Here is a 19,869-nt window from a genome sequence, read left to right on the forward strand (position 1 = left end):
TTTTTTTATTTAAGTATTTTCAACTATTCCAATTCTATTGTAATATCAGAATTTAAGTAATTTGGTACAGAGACTCCATTTACCATTGTTGAAGGTACTACTAGAGTGTGTAATGTATACGTTCCATCTAGCTCCGCCTCGATACTAATAAAAATTTCATCTGCTGCTGCATTAGCTGTAAAATAAGCTTTGGCTTCTGCTTTAGTCATGAATTGATTTGTACCATCATCCTCATATTCTTTTTGTTGAACTTCATCTCTAGTTAGCACACCATCACCATCGTCATCATTATCTATAAAGTTTACTAATAAATCACCATCTATATTATCTTCTTCTCCTGTAATATCTCCATCCGGATGCTCTATGTGTGATGGTACTCCATCTAAATCATAATCCGTATTACTTCTCGAAATAACTCTTAAATTAAAAATTAAAGGGTTATATTGAGCTATAACAGTCGACGCTGGTGAAGCAAAATAACCTAAACCTGAAGGCATTATTACAGTACCAATACCATGCCCATTATAAACCAAAGAACCATCTCCATTTTCTGTGTATCCTGTAGATGTTTTAAACTCTATAATACCTTCCCTAAATCCAGAAACTACTCCTCCCGCTGTCCCTACAGCTGTTAAACTAAAAGGTTGACCTACTCCTATTGAAACCTGACTATCAAACACTGTCCCATCAAGTATCATTCCTTCATATAACACAGCTGCTAAATCTAAAGGATTAATAGAATCTCCATCTCCTTCTCTAATTTTTAATGTATATAAATTGTAATCTACATCATCACCTATATCGACTACTTTAACTTCTAGTCTTGGATAAACACCATCTGCTTGATTAAAGTAATTAGAAATGGGTGTTTTATCCTGAGTACCGTTGATTGCTGATATTGTATCTAAAACAATAATAAATTCGTCATTAGCAGGGTTTGAAGCATCTGCAAAGTCGAAATCTTCATAATTAAAAAAATGAGTATCTAAATATGTAAGAATTTCTTCATCATTCTCATCTGAAACTTCTTGCGAATCTCTAATTTCAGCTACTAAAATATCACCATCATCATCATCTTTACAAGAGAAAGCGATAAAAAACAACGATAAAATTGGGATTAAAAATTTTCTTAAATTCATTTTTGCTTATTTTTGGGTGCAAGATAAACTATATAATAACTTTGCACAATATCATTAACGTAGAATTAAGTTAAATTATATGCGGATTGACAAGTATTTATGGTGTGTTAGATATTTTAAAACAAGAAATATCGCTACAACAGCATGCAAAAAAGGACATATTAAGGTTAATGGCCAAGTTGCCAAACCAAGTAGAGAGGTGTACCCAACGGATAAAGTTGAGTTAAGAAAAAATCAAATTAATTACACTATTTCTATTTTAGATGTACCACCAAACCGTGTAGGAGCTAAACTAGTTGACATTTACAGAGTGGATACAACTCCTAAGTCAGCCTTTGAATCTCAGGAATTACTTAAATACGCAAAAGATTATTATAGAAAAAAAGGCACAGGAAGACCTACTAAGAAAGATCGAAGAAACATTGACGATGTTTACAGAGAAAATGAGGAAGAAGAATAATTACTCCTTTAAATTATATAAAAAATTATGACTACTTTAAAAAACCGCATTCTTTCTCACGACGAGATAACTCATAAAATAAGAAGAATTGCATATCAAATTTATGAAGTAAATAGTAATGAAACTGAAGTGATTTTAGCTGGAATAGATTCTAATGGCTACATTTTAGCAAAAAAACTAAAATCTGTTTTAAGTAAGATATCACCATTGGAACCTATCTTATGTAAAGTAATTATTGACAAAAAAAATCCATTAGAAACTATAAGAACATCCATACCAAAGGAAGAATACAAAAATAAATCGGTTATCCTTATTGATGATGTTCTAAACTCAGGCACTACACTTATTTATGGTGTAAAACACTTTTTAGATGTACCATTAAAGAATTTTAAAACAGCTGTACTAGTTAATAGAAACCATAAAAAATATCCTGTTAAGGCCGATTTTAAAGGCATCTCTCTTTCGACATCTTTAAAGGAACATGTTGAAGTAATATTAGAAGGCAAAAAGTATGAAGTAAATTTAAAATAATTGGAGTATAAGATCTTCAACAATATCTTTCACTTTTCCATTGGCATTAATTTTAACTTCCGATTTATTATAAAAAGAAGCTCTTTCGAAAAGATGTTTTCCAATAAACTCTGCTAATAAGTCATCTGTCTTTATATGAGATATTAATGGTCTTTTAGATTTTTCGTTATTAAGTCTATTTACTAATACAGGAATACTAACATTTAGATATACTGTTTTTAAACTAGTATTAGCTAACAAACTATCCATGGTATCAAAATAACATGGCGTACCACCTCCAAGCGAAATAACGGAGCTAGTAGAGTCCTTGATTAGAGATTCTAAATATTCTTTTTCTTTTTTTCTGAAATACAATTCACCAGAATCTCTAAAAATCTCACTTATACTCTTCTTTTCTCCTTTTTCGATTACATGATCTAAATCTTTGAAGGTGTAATTTAACTTTTTTGATAGCTCGATACCTATTTTAGATTTTCCAGATGCCATGTATCCAATTAAAACAATATTCATTTTGGGTCTTATTATTTGATTATTAAATAAGTAGAATTTAAGAAGACAAAAAAACAAAAAAAAAATAGAATACACTTGGAATACTAATAAAAGGTTCTATATTTGCACCCGAATAACGAATGACCTGGTAGCTCAGTTGGTAGAGCATCTCCCTTTTAAGGAGAGGGTCCTGGGTTCGAGCCCCAGCCCGGTCACTAAGAAGTTAAGCCTAGCTTAACTTTTTTTATTATTTTTTTTAGTAAGCATACTTTATGCATATTATAAAAAATGACTGAAAATAAACATTCGAATATTAAAATGACCTGGTAGCTCAGTTGGTAGAGCATCTCCCTTTTAAGGAGAGGGTCCTGGGTTCGAGCCCCAGCCCGGTCACTAAAAAAAAGTTAAGCTTCGCTTAACATTTTTTTTTATTTAAATTTTAAATGCGCACGTGGCGGAATTGGTAGACGTGCTGGCTTGAGGGGCCAGTGATCTATTAGATCGTGGAAGTTCGAGTCTTCTCGTGCGCACATTAAAAAGATCTTCTTAAATAAAAACACTTCTCTATTTTTAATTTAATAATCAATAAATACTTTCATTAAGGTTATTATTTTGTTTTGTTTGACTATTTTAGCAATAAGATGAACAAAATAAAAACAAAATTTAGTATTAAAGACCTAGAAAATCTATCTGGAGTCAAAGCGCACACTATTCGAATTTGGGAAAAGAGATACATGCTCCTTGAACCTAATAGATCTGATACTAATATTAGGAACTATAACCTTGAAAGCCTTCAAAAGCTATTAAACATAACGTACCTCAATAATAATGGTATAAAAATATCGAAAATAGCTAAGCTTAATGCGGAAGATATATTAGAAAAAGTCAAAGAGATTGCGCTAATACAGAAAACTGAAGATAACGTAATAAACGATTTAAAGATTTCAATGTTAAATTTTGACCAAGTATTATTCAACAATACTTACAATGACCAATTAGCTCTAAAACCTTTTAATACGCTTTTCTACTCTATTTTTATACCACTATTTAATGATATTGGTTTATTATGGCAAACTAATACGATAATGCCAGCTCATGAGAATTTTATTTCCACTCTTATAAAGCAGAAAGTACTAATTAATATAGAAAAATTAGGAACTATTGAACCTGATAATGATACCAAAACATTTGTTTTATTCTTACCTGAGAATGAAATTCATGATATTGGTTTATTATTTGTTAATTACGAATTAAAAAGAAGAGGCTTCCATACCATATACTTAGGAGCAAGTGTTCCTATAGATAATTTAAGTAATCTTAAAACCCTATTTAAAGATATTACGTTTATAACTTACTTTACTGTTGAACCCGACAATAAAGAGATCTATTCTTATATAAATGATTTCAATGAAAAGATTACAAATAATAAAGGCGTAAGTCTTTCCATTTTAGGTTACAAAACACATATTATTGATAAAGAAAAGTTACCAGAGAACATTTCCAAATTCAACTCTATTGAACACTTATTAGAGTCAATTTAAATAAATAATTAATTATGTTTAATTATTCTGTATATTTGTTAAACAAATGAATAAAACTATACATATTATCGGTTCAGGATTCTCCTCATTATCTGCTGCATGCTATTTAGCACAATCAGGTAATAAAGTAACCCTATTTGAAAAAAACAAAACTATTGGAGGTCGTGCTAGACAGCTAAAGAGAGACGGATTCACTTTTGACATTGGACCAACATGGTATTGGATGCCTGATGTTTTTGAGCGCTTCTTTTCAGATTTCAATACCAAACCTTCAGATTTTTACACATTAGAAAAACTAAACCCTGCCTACAGCGTCTATTTTGGTAAAGATGATTACATAACCATTGAAGATACAATAGAAAAAATATATTCAGCTTTTGAAAAAGAAGAACCAGGAAGTTCTAAAAAGCTAAAGAAACTTATTGATAATGCACAAAACAACTATGATGTTGCTATTAAAGATTTAGTTTACAGGCCGGGAGTTTCGCCTTTAGAATTAGTGACTCCTGTAACTATAAAAAAGATAAGTCAGTTTTTAAGTACAATAAAACGAGACGTAAGGAAGGAATTTAAAAATGATCGATTAGCACAAATACTGGAATTCCCTGTTCTATTTCTAGGCGCTAAACCAAGTAAGACACCTTCATTTTATAACTTTATGAACTATGCCGATTTTGGTATCGGGACGTTTCATCCTAAAAAAGGAATGTATCAGGTAGTACTTGCAATGGAGTCTTTAGCAAAATCATTAGGTGTCATTATTAAAACCGATAGCCCAATTGATAAAATTATTGTAGATAATGGAAAAGCTACTGGTATTATTTCAAACGGAGAAACACATAATGCAGATATAATTTTAAGTGGTGCAGATTACCACCACAGTGAAACCTTACTTGATATAAAGTATAGGCAATACTCTGAAAAATATTGGAGTAAAAAAACATTCGCTCCGTCTTCTCTATTATTTTATGTTGGTTTCAATAAAAAATTAAAAAACGTTAATCATCATACTTTGTTTTTCGATGTAGATTTCGATGTTCATGCCCAAGATATTTACGACAATCCTAAATGGCCTGAGAACCCATTGTTTTATGCAAGTTTCCCGAGTATTACAGATGAAAGCTCTGCTCCTACAGATAAAGAAGCTGGAATATTTTTAATACCACTAGCTCCTGGGATTGAAGATACAGAAGCATTAAGAGCTCTCTATTTTGAAAAAATTCTAAAAAGATTTGAAAATTTAACTTCACAAGATGTTAGAGAATCAATTATCTTTAAGGAATCATTTTGTGTAAATGATTTTTTAAAGGATTATAATTCTTACAAAGGTAATGCATATGGTATGGCCAACACCTTAATGCAAACTGCCTTTTTAAGACCTAATTTAAAGAGCAATAAAGTAGAGAATTTATATTTTACTGGACAATTAACAGTTCCTGGTCCCGGAGTTCCTCCAGCCCTAATATCTGGAAAATTAGTTGCAGGATTAATTAAAAAACACCATAATTAATTTATGAAGGCATTATTCGATACGGTTTCAAATAGCTGCAGTAAGATTGTTACGCAATCTTACAGTACCTCTTTTTCTATGGCCACCAAAATGCTTGCTACTTCTATAAGACAAGATATTTACAATATTTACGGTTTTGTAAGATTTGCAGATGAGATTGTAGATTCGTTTCATGACTATGATAAAGACACATTATTTAAAAGATTTGAAGCCGATTTAGAAGCTTCTTTATTAGATAAAATTAGCCTAAATCCTATTCTAAATGCTTTTCAACATACATATCATAAATATAATATAGAAAAACATATGGTCGATTCGTTCATGCAAAGTATGAGACTTGACCTTTCTAAAACCACTTATTTAACGGAAAACGAATACAATGATTATATTTATGGCTCTGCAGATGTTGTTGGACTTATGTGCTTAAAAGTATTTGTTAATGGAGACAATGATAAATATAATGAATTAAAAGCATCTGCTATGTCCTTGGGATCTGCTTTTCAAAAAGTAAATTTTCTTAGAGATTTAAAAGCAGATTTTGATGTTCTTGAACGTACTTATTTTCCAAATACAGATTTAAATAACCTTGATGAAGGTGCTAAGGAGTTAATTATAAAAGATATTGAAAGCGATTTTTCAAAAGGATTAGAAGGTATTAAACTATTACCAATAGAAGCAAAATTTGGTGTTTTTATGGCTTATCGCTATTACAATCAATTATTAAAAAAATTAAAAAAGACACCCGCTTTAGAAATAAAAAACACCCGTGTAAGAGTTCCAAACTATAAAAAAGTAGAGCTTTTAACTAGGAGTTATGTAAAATATCAATTAAATTTATTGTAATGCAAATTCTATTCTGGATACTCGTTTTTTTAGCTACATTTAGCGCCATGGAATTTATGGCGTGGTTTACACATAAGTATATAATGCATGGATTTTTATGGTCTTTACATAAAGATCATCACCATAAAGAACATGATAGTTGGTTTGAACGTAATGATGCTTTTTTTATTTTTTACGCTATAGTTAGTATGACCTGTTTTTATCTTTGGAGCTATGAAGGCGTTTGGTATTGTCTACCAATAGCCTTAGGAATAATGGCTTATGGTGCTTCCTATTTTATTGTCCATGATATTTTTATTCACCAACGTTTTAAATTATTAAGAAATTCTAATAACTGGTACGCCAAAGGCTTGAGACGTGCTCATAAAATGCATCACAAACATTTAGGAAAAGGTGATGGCGAATGTTTTGGAATGTTATTTGTTCCTTTTAAATATTTTAAGCGCTAAACTAAATGCCTAATAACAAGTCTTTTGATTATATTATTATTGGTAACGGTCTTGCTGGTTTACAATTAGCTTTAGCATTAGCAAAAGATTCTTTTTTTGTTGGAAAACAGATTGCTTTAATAGATAAGTCTACTAAATCTACAAACGATAAAACGTGGAGTTTTTGGGAGAAAGGCATCGGGAAATGGGATAATATCGTTGAAAAATCTTGGAATAAAGCCCTATTTTACTCTTCTAAAAAACAACTTACACTAAACCTAAGTCCTTATACTTACAAAACGGTACGTGCTTTAGATTTTTATTCTGAAGCTAAGCGAATACTTTCTAAAAACCCCAATGTTCATTTTATTATAGACAATGTTATTTCGATTGAAGACTCTACGAAACCATTAATAAAAACAGAATCGAACTCCTACTCTGCGCATCATATTTTCGATAGTAGAATTACTGAAGACTACTCTTCAGAATTAAATAATTACACAAAAATTACTCAGCATTTTAAAGGTCTAATTATTGAAACAGAAAATCCGGTTTTTAATCCGAAGCAATTTACTATGATGGATTATAGGCTTAAAGATGGAGAACAAACTACGTTTACTTATGTTTTGCCTTTCTCTAGGACTAAAGCACTTATAGAGTTTACGTATTTTACTCCTAATTTGGTAGATGAGGCAACCTACGACGCTTTTATAAAGAAATATGTAAATGATATTTTAAAAATTGAAAATTATAAAATATTAGAAACTGAAAGCGGAAGTATCCCAATGACGAATTTTCCTTTCGAAAATTATTCGACTAAAACCATTACAAAAATTGGTACCGGTGGTGGTTGGATTAAAGGTTCTACAGGTTATTCGTTTAAAAACACAGAAAAGAAGGTCACCAAGATTATTGAGAATTTAAAGCAAAAGAAACAGCCATCTTATGGGTTATTTAAGAAAAAATATAAATTCTACGATAAAATATTTCTAAAAGTTTTACTTGACGAAAATGACAAAGGAGAGTGGATTTTCGAGCAGTTTTATGCTAAGAACTCAATAGAAACTATGTTTCGGTTTTTAGATGAGGACTCTTCATTTTTAGAAGAATTTAAGATTATGAAGTCTTTATTCTCTTTAGCATTTATAAAAGCATTTTTTAAGACCTTGTAATTTTTAAATCTTTAGTAATTCATCTATAGTATTACGAACAGTTTCACTATTCCAATTCGCAGCACCAGACTCATCAATAATAATATTTCCGTCTCGATCTAGCAAAAAAGTTCTAGGGATACTTTTTACATTAAATGTTTCAGGAGCTTCTGTTAATGGCGAATACGTTTTTAAATTATAATTCTTTTCCTTAAAAAAAGCTTTTATAACTTTCTCCTCTTCATTAGATACTAAAACAAATTCAATTTTATCCTTATAATCGTTGTATAATGCTTGAAGTGAAGGCATCTCGGCAATACAAGGAGGACACCATGTTGCCCACATATTCACGAGTGTTACTTTTCCTTTTGCTTGATCTAATTGAAAGCTATTTCCTTCTAAATCCTGTAATTGCCAATTATAGCTACTAACCTGTTCTAAATCATCTTCCTGCTCTACTTTAGGGCTCATTTTTGCCATTACAGTATGTAATGCTATTTGAATTTGCTGACGTGTTTGCGGAATAACTAACAGAGCTATAATTATTATAAAAATAATATTTTTAGTTGAAATTTTTCTTTTTGCCATAACCTATATCAATATTTAATTTTACTTTAACTTTCCTTAAAATAATGAAGCGCTAACCTTTCGATTAACGCTTCAAATCTAATAAAAACAAACTATACTATAGTACCTTATAAACTCTATTTATAGAGGGAGATATAGTATTCTGAAATATTTTATCTCGTTACTGTTCCTGTTGGTAAAGAACTTAAATTTAGTCCTAAATCATGTGTTGTTGGTGCCGTTTCTGTTCCAGCTACTCCTAACAATGGCTTCATAGCAAATGGCGCAGGAGAATCGTCTGGAAAAGGCTCAATAGAAATTACAGCTGTGCGTCCTCTAACATCTAATGGAAAAGTAACACCTACTGGTGCGTTTAAGAAAAAATCTTCACCTGGAATTGGAGGTCCTACATTACTCTCTATTCCACTAAAATTATTAGAATCATCTACTTCTGTTAAACCTGTAAACGTTCCTGTTGATATTGGACCAACTCCATCGACAACTACCCATCCTTCATATTTCCAACCTGGAGCTAATGTAGGTAAACCTAAACCTGCTGTTGGCGGAGCTCCTGGAGTTCCAAACCAAATACCATTTTCATCGTTTCCATTATTAGTTCCCGTCTCATCCGTAGGTGTTCTTAAAAAGAATCTTCCCCATGAGTCTGTAAACATATCTGCATTTACTGTTACTGGCGCAACCCAAACACTAGCAGAGTTGCCAGAGAAATCGCCTGCTAATACTTTAGTATCTGCTGGTGTAGGATCTGGATCTACTGCTGGTTCTATTGATAATACAAATTTTGTCGCTGCCTCTAATTGCACTGTATTTACTTGAAATGTTTGTGATTCTACAGAAGTAAACGTTCCTGTAGACACAGGAGAACCATCCACTATTATCCATCCTTCGTATACAAAATCGGCTCCTAATTCTTCTAAACCATTAAACTCTACTGTTAAAGGTGAAGTTGTTGATACTGCCGTGGCAGCGTCGTCATCATTACTACAAGAGGTGGCAAAAAAACCTAATGCCAAGGCTCCTAAAATCATTTTTTTAATCATTGTTTTGTTTTTTAAGTTTGTATTTGTTAATACAAAATTAAGAGACTCACTTCTTATGAAATGTTAGCTAGCTAACATAACTTGATTTTTATAAAAAAAATTATTCCTATGGATTAAAATAAAAAAACCATAGTAAAGACTATGGTTAAAGTTTGCGCTCCTATATTTAAATAAATATAATTAGTATGACTAAGCTATTCGTTTGTACATTCTAATTTCATTTCTATTAAAATCTAAAATTTTATCCTCTTTAAGTTCATTAATTAAAATGTTTAAAGTTGGTCTAGAAGTACCAATTAAGGAAGCTATATCTTTTTGAGTATAAGGATGATTAACAACATGATCTCCAGTATTTGGGCAGTCGTATCCATAATCTGTACATAATTCGTCTAAAAAATCTAACAATCTTGTTTTAGTATCTTTAAACATTAAAAGCTGAAGACGTCTTTCTAGTTTTTTAAATTTAAACCCAATAAACTTATAAACCTTAAAACTAAACGTTTGGTTATCTCTCATAAGCTCATGCATTGTATCAACACTTATTGGACAAATTGAAGTACTATTATCTATTGATTGTGCAAACTCATCTCGTTTTAACTCACCTAAAATCGCTTTTTCTCCAAACAATTGTCCTTTTGATAATATAGCTTTAACTACCTCTTTTCCATTTTCACTATAATAGCCCACCTTAACTTTACCTTGTTCTATTAGGTAAACTTTATTCGCTGAATCTTCAGTAAAATAAATATAATCCTTCTTTTTATAAGCATCAAAATCGTGATTTTTCTTGTATGCTTTAAACTTGTGAGGGCACAATACTTTAAAAAGATTAGTGTCTTCGAAAAACCAAAGTGAATTCATTTTATATGAAGTTATTATTAATGAAATTTATTAGTCGAATAAATTATAATCTCCTTACTAAACTTTATAAATGAAAATGAGATGATTGAATATTGATAAAAACACTTACACAAATGTATTTCGTCGAATAAATATGGTTTTAAACTATTAATTAGTAATTATTATTATATTTACAATGCTATTTCCAATTAAGTTAATTGAAGTGTTGTTTTTTTCAAAAAAGAAACTAAACACCATGAAGTTAACCATTTTATTATTTTCATTACTAAGTATTACTGCCTACTCACAAGTAGGAATCGGAACAGACACTCCAACCGCTACGTTAGACGTAAATGGTAGCTTAAGAGTAAGATCTATTATTCACGAAACTAATGAAGACACAATTAGTGACTCAATATTAGTTATTTCAAACCTTGGTACTATTAAAAGAGTTGAAGCTGCACAAATTATACATAGCGTAATTAAGTCTGCCGTTAAAGGAAAGTTCTCTTCCGCAAGTTTAGTTAATTTAACTTTAGTTTCAGGTTTGGCTACTATGCCTTTTGATAGTGAAGATTTTGATTTAAATGACGAATATGATACTACAACACATTCTTTTACTGCTAAGCAAGATGGCATCTATAGTTTGCATGCACAAATAAAAGCGAGCTCGGCTATTTCAGTTAGTACAGACTTCGGCATTTCTATTTACAAAAATAACGTATTAGAGTGCAAAAATAGTTTTGCCAATATTGGTATACTATCTATTAACGCAACACCTCCAATTAGATCGGTAAAAACTTTAGTTAGCTTAACCGCTGGAGATATAATTACATTTAAAGCTACTAGCTCGTTAGTAAATCTAAATATTATTGGAAATACTGCCGAAAGTTATTTTACAATACTACAAGTAAGATAACTAGAATTACTACTCTCTTTTATTTAGCTCCCAATCCTAATCATAGAAGTAAACACAATATTATTAATAATTGTTCAACTATAAATTCTGTTTCAAAATAATTTAACCTACTTATTAATCTCTAAATTTTAACACCATGAAAAAACAATTACTACTTATCTTAACCTTGAGTATTAGCGTAGCCTACTCTCAAGATGGCAACTCGATTAGCAACCCTATTATGATTGATGGTACAGACATGGCCACAAATGTACTAGACTACAATTCTGCAACGGCTTCGGGCTTAACACCGGCCTGCTCTACAAACGAAGACGTGTTTTACAAACATATTGTAGCGCCTGGAAACAATAAAATGACTGTTGGTATGATTAGCGCTGGCACGTCGTTATTTACGAATGTACAATACCAGCTTTTTAAAGCTCCTAATGACGATATGAACTTATTGGAAGAAATGGTTTGTGACTCTTATCCTGTTATAATATTTGTTGGCGGAAATTTTGAATTGAAAATTAGTGAAGTAAACTCTGCAGATACTTATTATCTAAGAGTATATAAAACTAATGGGCTGGGAGGAGCATTGACTAACTTACTAAATAATACAGCGGTAACTATGAGAAGTGAATTTGACTCTACATTATCAACCATTAGTACTGATTTAAAAGATATTAAATATACTATTGATAGTGAGAACATTAAATTTATAAATCAGAATGAAGACTTACACTACAAAATATACGGTATGGATGGTAAGCTAATAGAGACTAATAAAAGACCTACTAAAGTAGAATCTGTAGACATTTCAGCATTAAGCAATGGGATATATATTTTAACTCTATCAAATAATAACGCAAATGAATCTTTTAAATTTATTAAACATTAATACTATTTATTAATATTTTAAAACTAAAAAAACTCTAGATGATATACTCAAGAGTTTTTTATTATAAACGAGTAATGTAACAATTACATGTTTTCTTTCTTTATTAAATTTAATGCAGAACCTTCGTTATACCAATCTATTTGAGGTTGGTTATACGTATGATTTAACATAATTACATCTTTACTTCCATCTGCATGAACAGCCTCTAAAGTTAATTGTTTTTCTGGTGCAAAATCGGCCATATCAACAAAGTTAAAAGTATCATCTTCCTGAATTAAATCGTAATCACTTTCAGTTGCAAATGTTAAGCCTAACATACCTTGTTTTTTAAGGTTTGTTTCATGGATACGTGCAAAAGATTTTACAATTACAGCTGCAACACCTAAATGTCTTGGCTCCATAGCTGCATGTTCTCTTGAAGAGCCTTCACCATAGTTATGATCCCCAACAACAACAGTATTTATACCTGCTGCTTTATATGCACGCGCTGTATCTGGTACGCCTCCAAACTCTCCTGTTAATTGGTTTTTAACAAAGTTTGTTTTCTTACCGAAAGCGTTAACTGCACCAATTAAACAATTGTTTGATATATTATCTAAATGTCCACGGAAACGTAACCATGGTCCTGCCATAGAAATATGATCTGTAGTACATTTACCAAACGCTTTTATAAGTAATTTAAGTCCGTTTAATTCATTACCTAAAGGTGTAAATGGCGTTAATAATTGTAAACGCTCTGATGTTGGGCTAACAACAACTTCAACACCACTTCCATCTGCCATAGGTTCTAAGTAACCATTATCTTTAACTTCGAAACCTTTTGGAGGTAACTCCCATCCTGTAGGCTCATCGAACATGACTTCTTCTCCGTTTTCGTTAATTAACTTATCGGTTAACGGATTAAAATCTAATCGACCTGCAATTGCAATTGCAGCAGTTATTTCTGGAGATGCTACAAAGGCGTGTGTGTTTGGATTACCATCGGCACGTTTAGCAAAGTTTCTATTAAAAGAGTGTACAATACTATTTTTAGGTGCGTTTTTAGGATCGCTATATCTTGCCCATTGCCCAATACATGGTCCACAAGCATTTGTAAATATTTTAGCGTCTAATTTTTCGAATATTCCAAGAATACCATCTCTATCGGCAGTATATCTTACTTTTTCTGAACCAGGATTAATTCCTAATTCTGATTTCATTTTTAAACCTTTGTCTATAGCTTGTTGTGCAATAGAAGAAGCACGAGATAAATCTTCGTAAGAAGAGTTTGTACAAGACCCTATTAATCCCCATTCTACATTTATTGGCCAATCGTTTGCTTTTGCAGCCGCCCCCATATCTTTACCAATTTGAGTTGATAAATCTGGTGTAAAAGGTCCGTTTAGTAATGGTCCTAATTCTGATAAGTTAATTTCTATAACTTGATCGAAGTATTGTTCTGGATTAGCATAAACTTCAGCATCAGCAGTTAAATATGGTCTAATTTTATTTGCTTCATCTGCAACATCTGCTCTATCTGTGGCACGTAAATAACGTTCCATTGAATCATCGTAACCAAAAGTGGACGTTGTTGCTCCTATTTCGGCTCCCATATTACAAATGGTTCCTTTTCCTGTACAAGACATAGAAATTGCGCCTTCTCCAAAGTACTCAACTATAGCTCCAGTTCCTCCTTTAGCAGATACAATTCCTGCTACTTTTAATATCACATCTTTTGGAGCTGTCCAACCAGATAATTTACCTGTTAGCTTAACACCTATTAGTTTTGGAAATTTAAGTTCCCAGGCCATTCCTGCCATAACATCTACAGCATCTGCTCCACCAACACCAATTGCAACCATTCCTAGTCCACCAGCATTAACGGTGTGCGAATCTGTTCCAATCATCATTCCTCCTGGAAATGCATAATTTTCTAAAACTACTTGGTGAATAATTCCTGCTCCTGGTTTCCAGAAACCTAAACCATATTTATTTGATACGGATTCTAAAAAATTAAAAACTTCACTAGACACATCGTTAGCATGTTTTAAATCTGTAGAAGCACCGTCTTTTGCTTGGATTAAGTGATCGCAATGTGCAGTCGTTGGCACAGCCACTTTGGTTTTTCCTGCTTGCATGAATTGCAATAAAGCCATTTGAGCAGTAGCATCTTGTAATGCAATACGATCTGGCGAAAAATCTACATAGTCTTTTCCTCTAGTAAAAGCTTTCGTTGCTTTACCATCCCAAAGGTGATTATATAAAATTTTCTCTGAAAGTGTTAATGGTTTACCAACAACTTCACGAGCTGCATCAACGCGTTCTGCCATTTGGCTGTAAACCTTCTTAATCATGTCAATATCGAATGCCATACTATTTATTTTTTTAAATTTTATTCTACTAATATACAAAATAGAGATTGGCTTTAAAAGCTGCAAAGCTATTATAGATTGATTCTAAAATAGGTTTTTTCTATACCTGAATAACCTGAGGTTAAAAATGGTTTAATTAACGTTAATTGAATATAGTTTTGAAGCGTGTTGGACATTACTCACTTATTTTATTAAATAGGTATTCGTGAGTGTTTCACAATTGTAGTGGCACCCTTTTTTCAGGAATAAAAGACACTAAATTATATTAAAAAAGGTATTTGAAAAGATGGATTACCTCTTAGCCTTTTTTATGACGTTAAAAAAGATATAGCGAAGAACCCGACCCTTCTGCCAACGCCCAACTTCTCGATACATCCCAATTTAAATATGGACTACTAGAAGTGACATATAAAAAAATCCCAAGCCTAAGGCTCGGGATTTTGAATTATTATAATGTAATCTATTTATTATCTAACTAATTGCTTTGTAGAAGGTTTGAATTTTGTTAAAACAATACCATCTACTGCTGCTTCGTATTCTGCCATAGTAGGCGTTCTACCTAAAATTGTAGATAATACTACTACTGGTGTAGATGATAATAATGACTCCCCTTTTTTCTCACCAGAATCTTTTACAACTCTACCTTGGAATAAACGTGTTGAAGTCGCCATAACAGTATCTCCTGGTGCAGCTTTTTCTTGGTTACCCATACATAAGTTACAACCTGGACGCTCTAAGTATAACATGTTTTCGTATCCTGTACGTGCTTCTCCTTTAGGCGCATTGTCATCGAACTCGAAACCTGAGTATCTTACTAAAACTTCCCAATCGCCTTCTGCTTTTAACTCATCTACAATATTGTATGTAGGAGGAGCAACTATTAAAGGTGCTTTAAATTCTACTTTACCATATTGAGCTTCTACGTTTTTCAACATTTGAGCTAATATTTTCATATCTCCTTTGTGAACCATACAAGATCCTACGAACCCTAAATCTACTTTTTTAGTTCCGCCGTAGTAAGATAATGGTCTAATATTATCGTGTGTGTAACGCTTAGAAACATCATCGTTATTTACATCTGGATCAGCAATCATTGGTTCAACAATTTCATCTAAATCGATAATAACTTCTGCATGATATTTAGCGTTGGCATCTGGTCTTAAAGAAGGTTTCATACCTGTTTTAAGCTCTATAATTCTAGTTTCTGCTTTATCTACTAAACCTTTAAGCACTTGTTTAGCATTATCCATTCCTTTTTCAATCATGATTTGGATACGACCTTTTGCAATCTCTAAAGATTCAATTAGCGTATCGTCTTCAGAAATACAAATAGATGCTTTAGCTTTCATTTCTGCCGTCCAATCTGTAAATGTAAAGGCTTCATCTGCAGTAAGCGTACCAATGTGTACTTCGATAACACGACCTTGGAATACGTTTTCACCACCAAATTGCTTTAACATTTGAGATTGTGTTGCATGAACAACATCACGGAAATCCATATAAGCTTTCATTTGTCCTTTAAAGGTTACTTTAACCGATTCTGGAATTGGCATTGAAGCCTCACCTGTAGCAAGTGCTAATGCAACAGTTCCTGAATCTGCTCCAAAAGCAACACCTTTAGACATACGTGTGTGTGAATCTCCACCAATAATGATGTCCCAATCACCAACTGTAATATCGTTAAGTACTTTATGGATAACATCAGTCATTGGAAAGTAATTTCCTTTAGGATCACGACCAGTAATTAATCCAAAGTCGTTCATGAAGCTCATTAATCTTGGAATGTTAGCTTTAGACTTATCATCCCAAACTGAAGCTGTATGACAACCAGATTGGTATGCACCATCAACAATTGGAGAAATAACTGTAGCAGCCATCATCTCTAATTCTTGAGACGTCATTAATCCTGTAGTATCCTGAGAACCAACAATATTAACTTCTGCTCGCACATAAGAACCAGCATGTAAAATTGCTCCTGAAGTTCCAACAGCATTTTTATTAAATATTTTTTCTACAGCCGTTAAACCTTGTCCTTCAATAGTTATTTCTTTTGAAGTTGCATATACTTGAGGTGCTTCAACACCTAAAGCTTTAGCAGCAAATGTTTGTAGTTTTTTACCAAAAACAACTGCATAAGAACCACCGGCTTTCATAAACTCCATTTTTTGTGGCGTAAATGCTGCAGAGATATCTTTAAGTTCTTTATCTCCGTTATATAATTTTTTCTCTTTTGTATTAATTGTAAGAATTGTACCTGTAGCTACAGAGTACGTTTCTTTTAATATTGGCTCTCCATCTTCATCTCTAACTGTATTTCCTTCAGCATCTTTTTGCTGTACCCAGTTTTTAAGATCTAAACCAATACCACCTGTTACACCAACTGTTGTTAAGAAAATTGGAGCAATACCATTAGTACCAGCAATTACTGGTGCAAAATTAATAAAAGGTACATATTTGCTAAAAGGAACACCTGTCCATAAAGCCACGTTATTTACACCAGACATTCTAGAAGAACCAACTCCCATTGTTCCTTTTTCGGCAATTAGCATGACGCGCTTATCTGGATATTGTTTTTTTAAAGCTAATAATTCGTTTTGCATGTCTTTGTTATGCTCAAACATACATTGACCATGTAACTCACGATCCGACCTTGAATGCGCATCGCCACCTGGAGATAATAAATCTGTAGAAATATCACCAACTCCGGCAACATAAGTTACAACATCGATTTTTTCATCTATTTCAGGAAGCTTTGTAAAAAATTCTGCTTTCGCGTAACTTTCTATAATATCTTTAGCGACGCTATTTCCGCTTTTAAGCGCTTCTTCTAAACGCGCTGTATCTGCTTCGTAAAGGAAGACTTGTGTTTTTAAAACATCTGATGCTGATTTTGCTAAATCTGCATCTGTACCTAAAGCGATATCTAGAAGAACTTCTACTGATGGTCCTCCTTTCATATGAGACAACTGTTCGAAAGCAAATGCAGGTGTAATTTCTTTTACTACTGATTCACCAAGAATAATTTCCTTTAAAAATTTTGCTTTAACACCTGCAGCACTAGTAGTACCAGGTAAAACATTATAGATAAAAAAGTTTAGAGACTCTTCTCTCTCTGTGTTATCTATATCTTTAATTTGCTCAATGATTTTGCTAAGTAATTCTGCACCATCAATTGGCTGTGGATGAAGCCCTTGTTCTTTTCGGTTCTCGATCTGCTTAAGGTAGTCGTTATAAATGTTCATATAATAGAATTAGTTCTGTTTTTATGCAGCTTTAAAGGCTGTGTTAGTAAGCTTTGGTGTTTTCCATATTCTAAATATATTTAATGTTTAAATAACATTAAATGTTTGATTAAAATTGGAACTCAAAAGTACGAAATATTGAAGAATTTAAAAATTTGTAACGCTTTTCAGAAATGTTTACGAATTATTTAATAAAATGAAATCATTAAGATAAATACATGTCAAAATGATATTTTTTTAGACAAAAAAAGAACAAATTAATAAGTGTGCACTAATTATTTCTTCAAGTAACAAAAGTCTAAAAGATAATATTTTGCTATTTGATAATAATAAATAGTTATTTTACAATCAAAAGACAATTAAGCTATGCCTATTAAATGTGAAATATCTAATTGTTTTTAATTTTGAATCTAATTTATATTTCTATATTTTTACTAAGCTTTAAAATTTTACTCAAAACATAAAAAAACCTTCTATTGACAGTAAAACATACAAAAAAAAGATTCCCAATTGTATCTTATGAAGATGCGGATTCACGAGTAAAAGCTATTTACGACGACTCGAAAAAAACATTTCAACTCCCGTATGTAATGAATTGGTTTAAATGTCAAGGTAATAATGCTATTTTATTAGAAGGTAATTGGGCAAAATTAAAGGCTACTTTAATACAAGGAAATATTCCGAATGTACTAAAGCAACTTATTATATATAATGTTTCTAAAGAAAGAGGCTGCGATTATTGCTCTGTAGCTCACGGTCTTTTTGCAGATAATATGAGTGAAATATTTTCAAAAAATGAAGGTTTTAAAGTCACAGAAAACTTAGATTCCACTCTTATTCCTGAAAGCTATAGAATTGCAATTAAAGTAGTAACAAAAGCTGCATTACATCATTCTGAAATAACTGATTTAGATTTTAAATCTTTAGAAGATGCTGGTTTTGATGATGCTGAAATACAAGAGTTAATGGCTCAAGCAGATTTAGTAAATATGCTTAATACTATTGCTGATATTTCTGGAATAACAATAGATAAAGAATTGATGGAGTAAGAAACTAATTAAAACATATAAATATTGAATCTTTTAACAAGTAAATATCGAATTACATATGAAGCTTTTTCTAAATTATCAGGAAGCATTAGTAAAGCGTTTGATACTAAAGAATTGGTCTCTGTTACCAGTAAAAACTTAAAATATTTAATAGATTCTCGTCTTTTAAGAATATCAATTTTAATGAATGACGATTCGTATTCGTTCACGTTTTCTTCTAATGGTGGCTCAAATATAGAGTCTAATAAACTATATGATTTTGAAACTAGACTTTTAGACGAGAAAGTGCCCATAATTAATTCTGACATACCACAAGAACTCGACCAATACATAGACCTAAATGCATTAACAAACCCTCTTCATTGGGGATGGTTGTTTGAGCGTGCAAATATTAAAATTTGTGTTTCAATTTTATCTGATGACAAAAAATTATTTACAAAAACTGATATTAATATTCTACACTTACTTGTAGATAGTTTTACAACTAAATTTCAACAATTACATTTATCGAATCTATTATTAGAAAAAAATAAAAACCTCGAAAATGCCTTGAAGTTAATTGCTAAAAAAAATAAAGAAATTGAGAAAATATTAGAGTACCAACAGGATATTATTAGTAATAAAACTAAAGAGGTAAAATTAAAAAACAGTGAACTCCTTGAAATATCAAAAATAAACGCTCATGATTTAAGAGAACCCTTAACTAGGATTCTTGGTTTGATTGAGATTTCTCAATTTTATAAGCCGGAGCAATTAAATGATGCTATATTTGTGCATTTAAAAACCTCTGCTATGGATCTCGACCTCGTACTTAAACAAGTTGTTAAAGTAAGTACTAGCTCAATTAACGCTCCATTAAAAACATAAG

18 protein-coding genes and 3 tRNA genes are annotated in these 19,869 nt (G+C 31.7%); 14 read left to right on the forward strand and 7 right to left on the reverse strand.

Annotated features, from left to right (window positions below):
- Positions 1 to 23 precede the first annotated feature (23 nt).
- Complete coding sequence (locus ASC44_RS15980; RefSeq protein ID WP_055448629.1) at positions 24 to 1,139, reverse strand: FKBP-type peptidyl-prolyl cis-trans isomerase; 1,116 nt, start codon at positions 1,137 to 1,139, stop codon at positions 24 to 26.
- A gap of 79 nt (positions 1,140 to 1,218) precedes the next feature.
- Between ASC44_RS15980 and ASC44_RS15985 the strand changes: the two genes are divergently transcribed.
- Together ASC44_RS15985 and ASC44_RS15990 are read left to right on the forward strand one after the other, a co-directional pair.
- Positions 1,219 to 1,599 carry an RNA-binding S4 domain-containing protein gene (locus ASC44_RS15985; RefSeq protein ID WP_055448630.1) on the forward strand — a complete coding sequence of 127 codons (381 nt, stop codon included), beginning with the start codon at positions 1,219 to 1,221 and terminating at the stop codon, positions 1,597 to 1,599.
- A 27-nt stretch (positions 1,600 to 1,626) separates the two neighbouring features.
- A complete protein-coding gene (locus tag ASC44_RS15990) occupies positions 1,627 to 2,130 on the forward strand; it encodes a phosphoribosyltransferase family protein (RefSeq protein WP_055448631.1) in 504 nt (167 codons plus the stop codon).
- On the opposite strand, the gene ASC44_RS15995 is transcribed toward ASC44_RS15990, so the two are convergent.
- Positions 2,122 to 2,640 carry a shikimate kinase gene (locus ASC44_RS15995; protein ID WP_055448632.1) on the reverse strand — a complete coding sequence of 173 codons (519 nt, stop codon included), beginning with the start codon at positions 2,638 to 2,640 and terminating at the stop codon, positions 2,122 to 2,124. The genes ASC44_RS15990 and ASC44_RS15995 overlap by 9 nt on opposite strands.
- A gap of 121 nt (positions 2,641 to 2,761) precedes the next feature.
- Between ASC44_RS15995 and ASC44_RS16000 the strand changes: the two genes are divergently transcribed.
- The 8 genes from ASC44_RS16000 (at position 2,762) to ASC44_RS16035 (ending at position 8,113) form a co-directional block, all read left to right on the forward strand.
- Positions 2,762 to 2,834 (forward strand) — tRNA-Lys (locus ASC44_RS16000).
- Positions 2,835 to 2,939: 105 nt separating this feature from the next.
- Positions 2,940 to 3,012 (forward strand) — tRNA-Lys (locus ASC44_RS16005).
- A 52-nt stretch (positions 3,013 to 3,064) separates the two neighbouring features.
- A tRNA-Leu gene (locus ASC44_RS16010) sits at positions 3,065 to 3,149 on the forward strand.
- Between the two features lie 111 nt (positions 3,150 to 3,260).
- Positions 3,261 to 4,160, forward strand: a complete 900-nt coding sequence (locus ASC44_RS16015; protein ID WP_055448633.1) for a MerR family transcriptional regulator — start codon at positions 3,261 to 3,263, stop codon at positions 4,158 to 4,160.
- Between the two features lie 46 nt (positions 4,161 to 4,206).
- Positions 4,207 to 5,670 (forward strand): phytoene desaturase family protein, encoded by a 1,464-nt coding sequence (locus ASC44_RS16020; RefSeq protein WP_055448634.1) that lies wholly within the window; start codon positions 4,207 to 4,209, stop codon positions 5,668 to 5,670.
- Positions 5,671 to 5,673: 3 nt separating this feature from the next.
- Complete coding sequence (locus ASC44_RS16025) at positions 5,674 to 6,513, forward strand: phytoene/squalene synthase family protein (protein WP_055448635.1); 840 nt, start codon at positions 5,674 to 5,676, stop codon at positions 6,511 to 6,513.
- The gene (locus ASC44_RS16030; RefSeq protein ID WP_055448636.1) at positions 6,513 to 6,962 is read left to right on the forward strand and encodes a sterol desaturase family protein; all 450 of its coding nucleotides are present in this window, start codon (positions 6,513 to 6,515) and stop codon (positions 6,960 to 6,962) included. The genes ASC44_RS16025 and ASC44_RS16030 overlap by 1 nt, the downstream gene beginning before the upstream one ends.
- Positions 6,963 to 6,967: 5 nt before the next feature.
- Positions 6,968 to 8,113 carry a lycopene cyclase family protein gene (locus ASC44_RS16035; RefSeq protein WP_055448637.1) on the forward strand — a complete coding sequence of 382 codons (1,146 nt, stop codon included), beginning with the start codon at positions 6,968 to 6,970 and terminating at the stop codon, positions 8,111 to 8,113.
- Positions 8,114 to 8,116: 3 nt separating this feature from the next.
- Here ASC44_RS16035 and ASC44_RS16040 read toward each other — a convergent pair whose 3' ends face one another.
- From ASC44_RS16040 to ASC44_RS16050, 3 genes are all read right to left on the reverse strand, one after another.
- The gene (locus ASC44_RS16040; RefSeq protein ID WP_055448638.1) at positions 8,117 to 8,680 is read right to left on the reverse strand and encodes a TlpA family protein disulfide reductase; all 564 of its coding nucleotides are present in this window, start codon (positions 8,678 to 8,680) and stop codon (positions 8,117 to 8,119) included.
- Between the two features lie 152 nt (positions 8,681 to 8,832).
- Entirely contained in the window at positions 8,833 to 9,720 is an 888-nt protein-coding gene (locus ASC44_RS16045) for an anti-sigma factor (protein WP_055448639.1), read from the reverse strand.
- 189 nt (positions 9,721 to 9,909) lie between these two features.
- Complete coding sequence (locus ASC44_RS16050) at positions 9,910 to 10,581, reverse strand: Crp/Fnr family transcriptional regulator (protein ID WP_055448640.1); 672 nt, start codon at positions 10,579 to 10,581, stop codon at positions 9,910 to 9,912.
- Between the two features lie 235 nt (positions 10,582 to 10,816).
- Between ASC44_RS16050 and ASC44_RS16055 the strand changes: the two genes are divergently transcribed.
- Together ASC44_RS16055 and ASC44_RS16060 are read left to right on the forward strand one after the other, a co-directional pair.
- Complete coding sequence (locus tag ASC44_RS16055; RefSeq protein WP_152973358.1) at positions 10,817 to 11,479, forward strand: hypothetical protein; 663 nt, start codon at positions 10,817 to 10,819, stop codon at positions 11,477 to 11,479.
- A gap of 136 nt (positions 11,480 to 11,615) precedes the next feature.
- Complete coding sequence (locus ASC44_RS16060) at positions 11,616 to 12,359, forward strand: T9SS type A sorting domain-containing protein (RefSeq protein ID WP_055448642.1); 744 nt, start codon at positions 11,616 to 11,618, stop codon at positions 12,357 to 12,359.
- 83 nt (positions 12,360 to 12,442) lie between these two features.
- On the opposite strand, the gene ASC44_RS16065 is transcribed toward ASC44_RS16060, so the two are convergent.
- Positions 12,443 to 14,710 (reverse strand): aconitate hydratase, encoded by a 2,268-nt coding sequence (locus ASC44_RS16065; RefSeq protein WP_055448643.1) that lies wholly within the window; start codon positions 14,708 to 14,710, stop codon positions 12,443 to 12,445.
- Positions 14,711 to 15,177: 467 nt separating this feature from the next.
- The gene (locus ASC44_RS16070) at positions 15,178 to 17,952 is read right to left on the reverse strand and encodes a bifunctional aconitate hydratase 2/2-methylisocitrate dehydratase (RefSeq protein WP_055448644.1); all 2,775 of its coding nucleotides are present in this window, start codon (positions 17,950 to 17,952) and stop codon (positions 15,178 to 15,180) included.
- 476 nt (positions 17,953 to 18,428) lie between these two features.
- Here ASC44_RS16070 and ASC44_RS16075 point away from each other — a divergent pair, with 476 nt between their 5' ends.
- Both ASC44_RS16075 and ASC44_RS16080 read left to right on the forward strand, forming a co-directional pair.
- A complete protein-coding gene (locus tag ASC44_RS16075) occupies positions 18,429 to 19,001 on the forward strand; it encodes a carboxymuconolactone decarboxylase family protein (RefSeq protein ID WP_241491443.1) in 573 nt (190 codons plus the stop codon).
- A 24-nt stretch (positions 19,002 to 19,025) separates the two neighbouring features.
- Positions 19,026 to 19,868, forward strand: coding sequence for a phytochrome family protein (locus ASC44_RS16080; RefSeq protein ID WP_055448645.1), 843 nt, complete (start codon positions 19,026 to 19,028; stop codon positions 19,866 to 19,868).
- Position 19,869: the final 1 nt, after the last annotated feature.

It is taken from the genome of Lacinutrix mariniflava (genome assembly GCF_001418015.1).
Lineage (GTDB): Bacteria > Bacteroidota > Bacteroidia > Flavobacteriales > Flavobacteriaceae > Lacinutrix > Lacinutrix mariniflava.

Coding starts and splice junctions, on each gene's coding strand:
- ASC44_RS15980 (WP_055448629.1), bottom strand. CDS start 1,139: ATGAATTTAAGAAAATTTTTAATCCCAATTTTATCGTTGTTTTTTATC.
- ASC44_RS16065 (WP_055448643.1), bottom strand. CDS start 14,710: ATGGCATTCGATATTGACATGATTAAGAAGGTTTACAGCCAAATGGCA.
- ASC44_RS16060 (WP_055448642.1), top strand. CDS start 11,616: ATGAAAAAACAATTACTACTTATCTTAACCTTGAGTATTAGCGTAGCC.
- ASC44_RS16035 (WP_055448637.1), top strand. CDS start 6,968: ATGCCTAATAACAAGTCTTTTGATTATATTATTATTGGTAACGGTCTT.
- ASC44_RS16020 (WP_055448634.1), top strand. CDS start 4,207: ATGAATAAAACTATACATATTATCGGTTCAGGATTCTCCTCATTATCT.
- ASC44_RS16055 (WP_152973358.1), top strand. CDS start 10,817: ATGAAGTTAACCATTTTATTATTTTCATTACTAAGTATTACTGCCTAC.
- ASC44_RS16015 (WP_055448633.1), top strand. CDS start 3,261: ATGAACAAAATAAAAACAAAATTTAGTATTAAAGACCTAGAAAATCTA.
- ASC44_RS15990 (WP_055448631.1), top strand. CDS start 1,627: ATGACTACTTTAAAAAACCGCATTCTTTCTCACGACGAGATAACTCAT.
- ASC44_RS16025 (WP_055448635.1), top strand. CDS start 5,674: ATGAAGGCATTATTCGATACGGTTTCAAATAGCTGCAGTAAGATTGTT.
- ASC44_RS15985 (WP_055448630.1), top strand. CDS start 1,219: ATGCGGATTGACAAGTATTTATGGTGTGTTAGATATTTTAAAACAAGA.
- ASC44_RS15995 (WP_055448632.1), bottom strand. CDS start 2,640: ATGAATATTGTTTTAATTGGATACATGGCATCTGGAAAATCTAAAATA.
- ASC44_RS16050 (WP_055448640.1), bottom strand. CDS start 10,581: ATGAATTCACTTTGGTTTTTCGAAGACACTAATCTTTTTAAAGTATTG.
- ASC44_RS16045 (WP_055448639.1), bottom strand. CDS start 9,720: ATGATTAAAAAAATGATTTTAGGAGCCTTGGCATTAGGTTTTTTTGCC.
- ASC44_RS16030 (WP_055448636.1), top strand. CDS start 6,513: ATGCAAATTCTATTCTGGATACTCGTTTTTTTAGCTACATTTAGCGCC.
- ASC44_RS16040 (WP_055448638.1), bottom strand. CDS start 8,680: ATGGCAAAAAGAAAAATTTCAACTAAAAATATTATTTTTATAATAATT.
- ASC44_RS16070 (WP_055448644.1), bottom strand. CDS start 17,952: ATGAACATTTATAACGACTACCTTAAGCAGATCGAGAACCGAAAAGAA.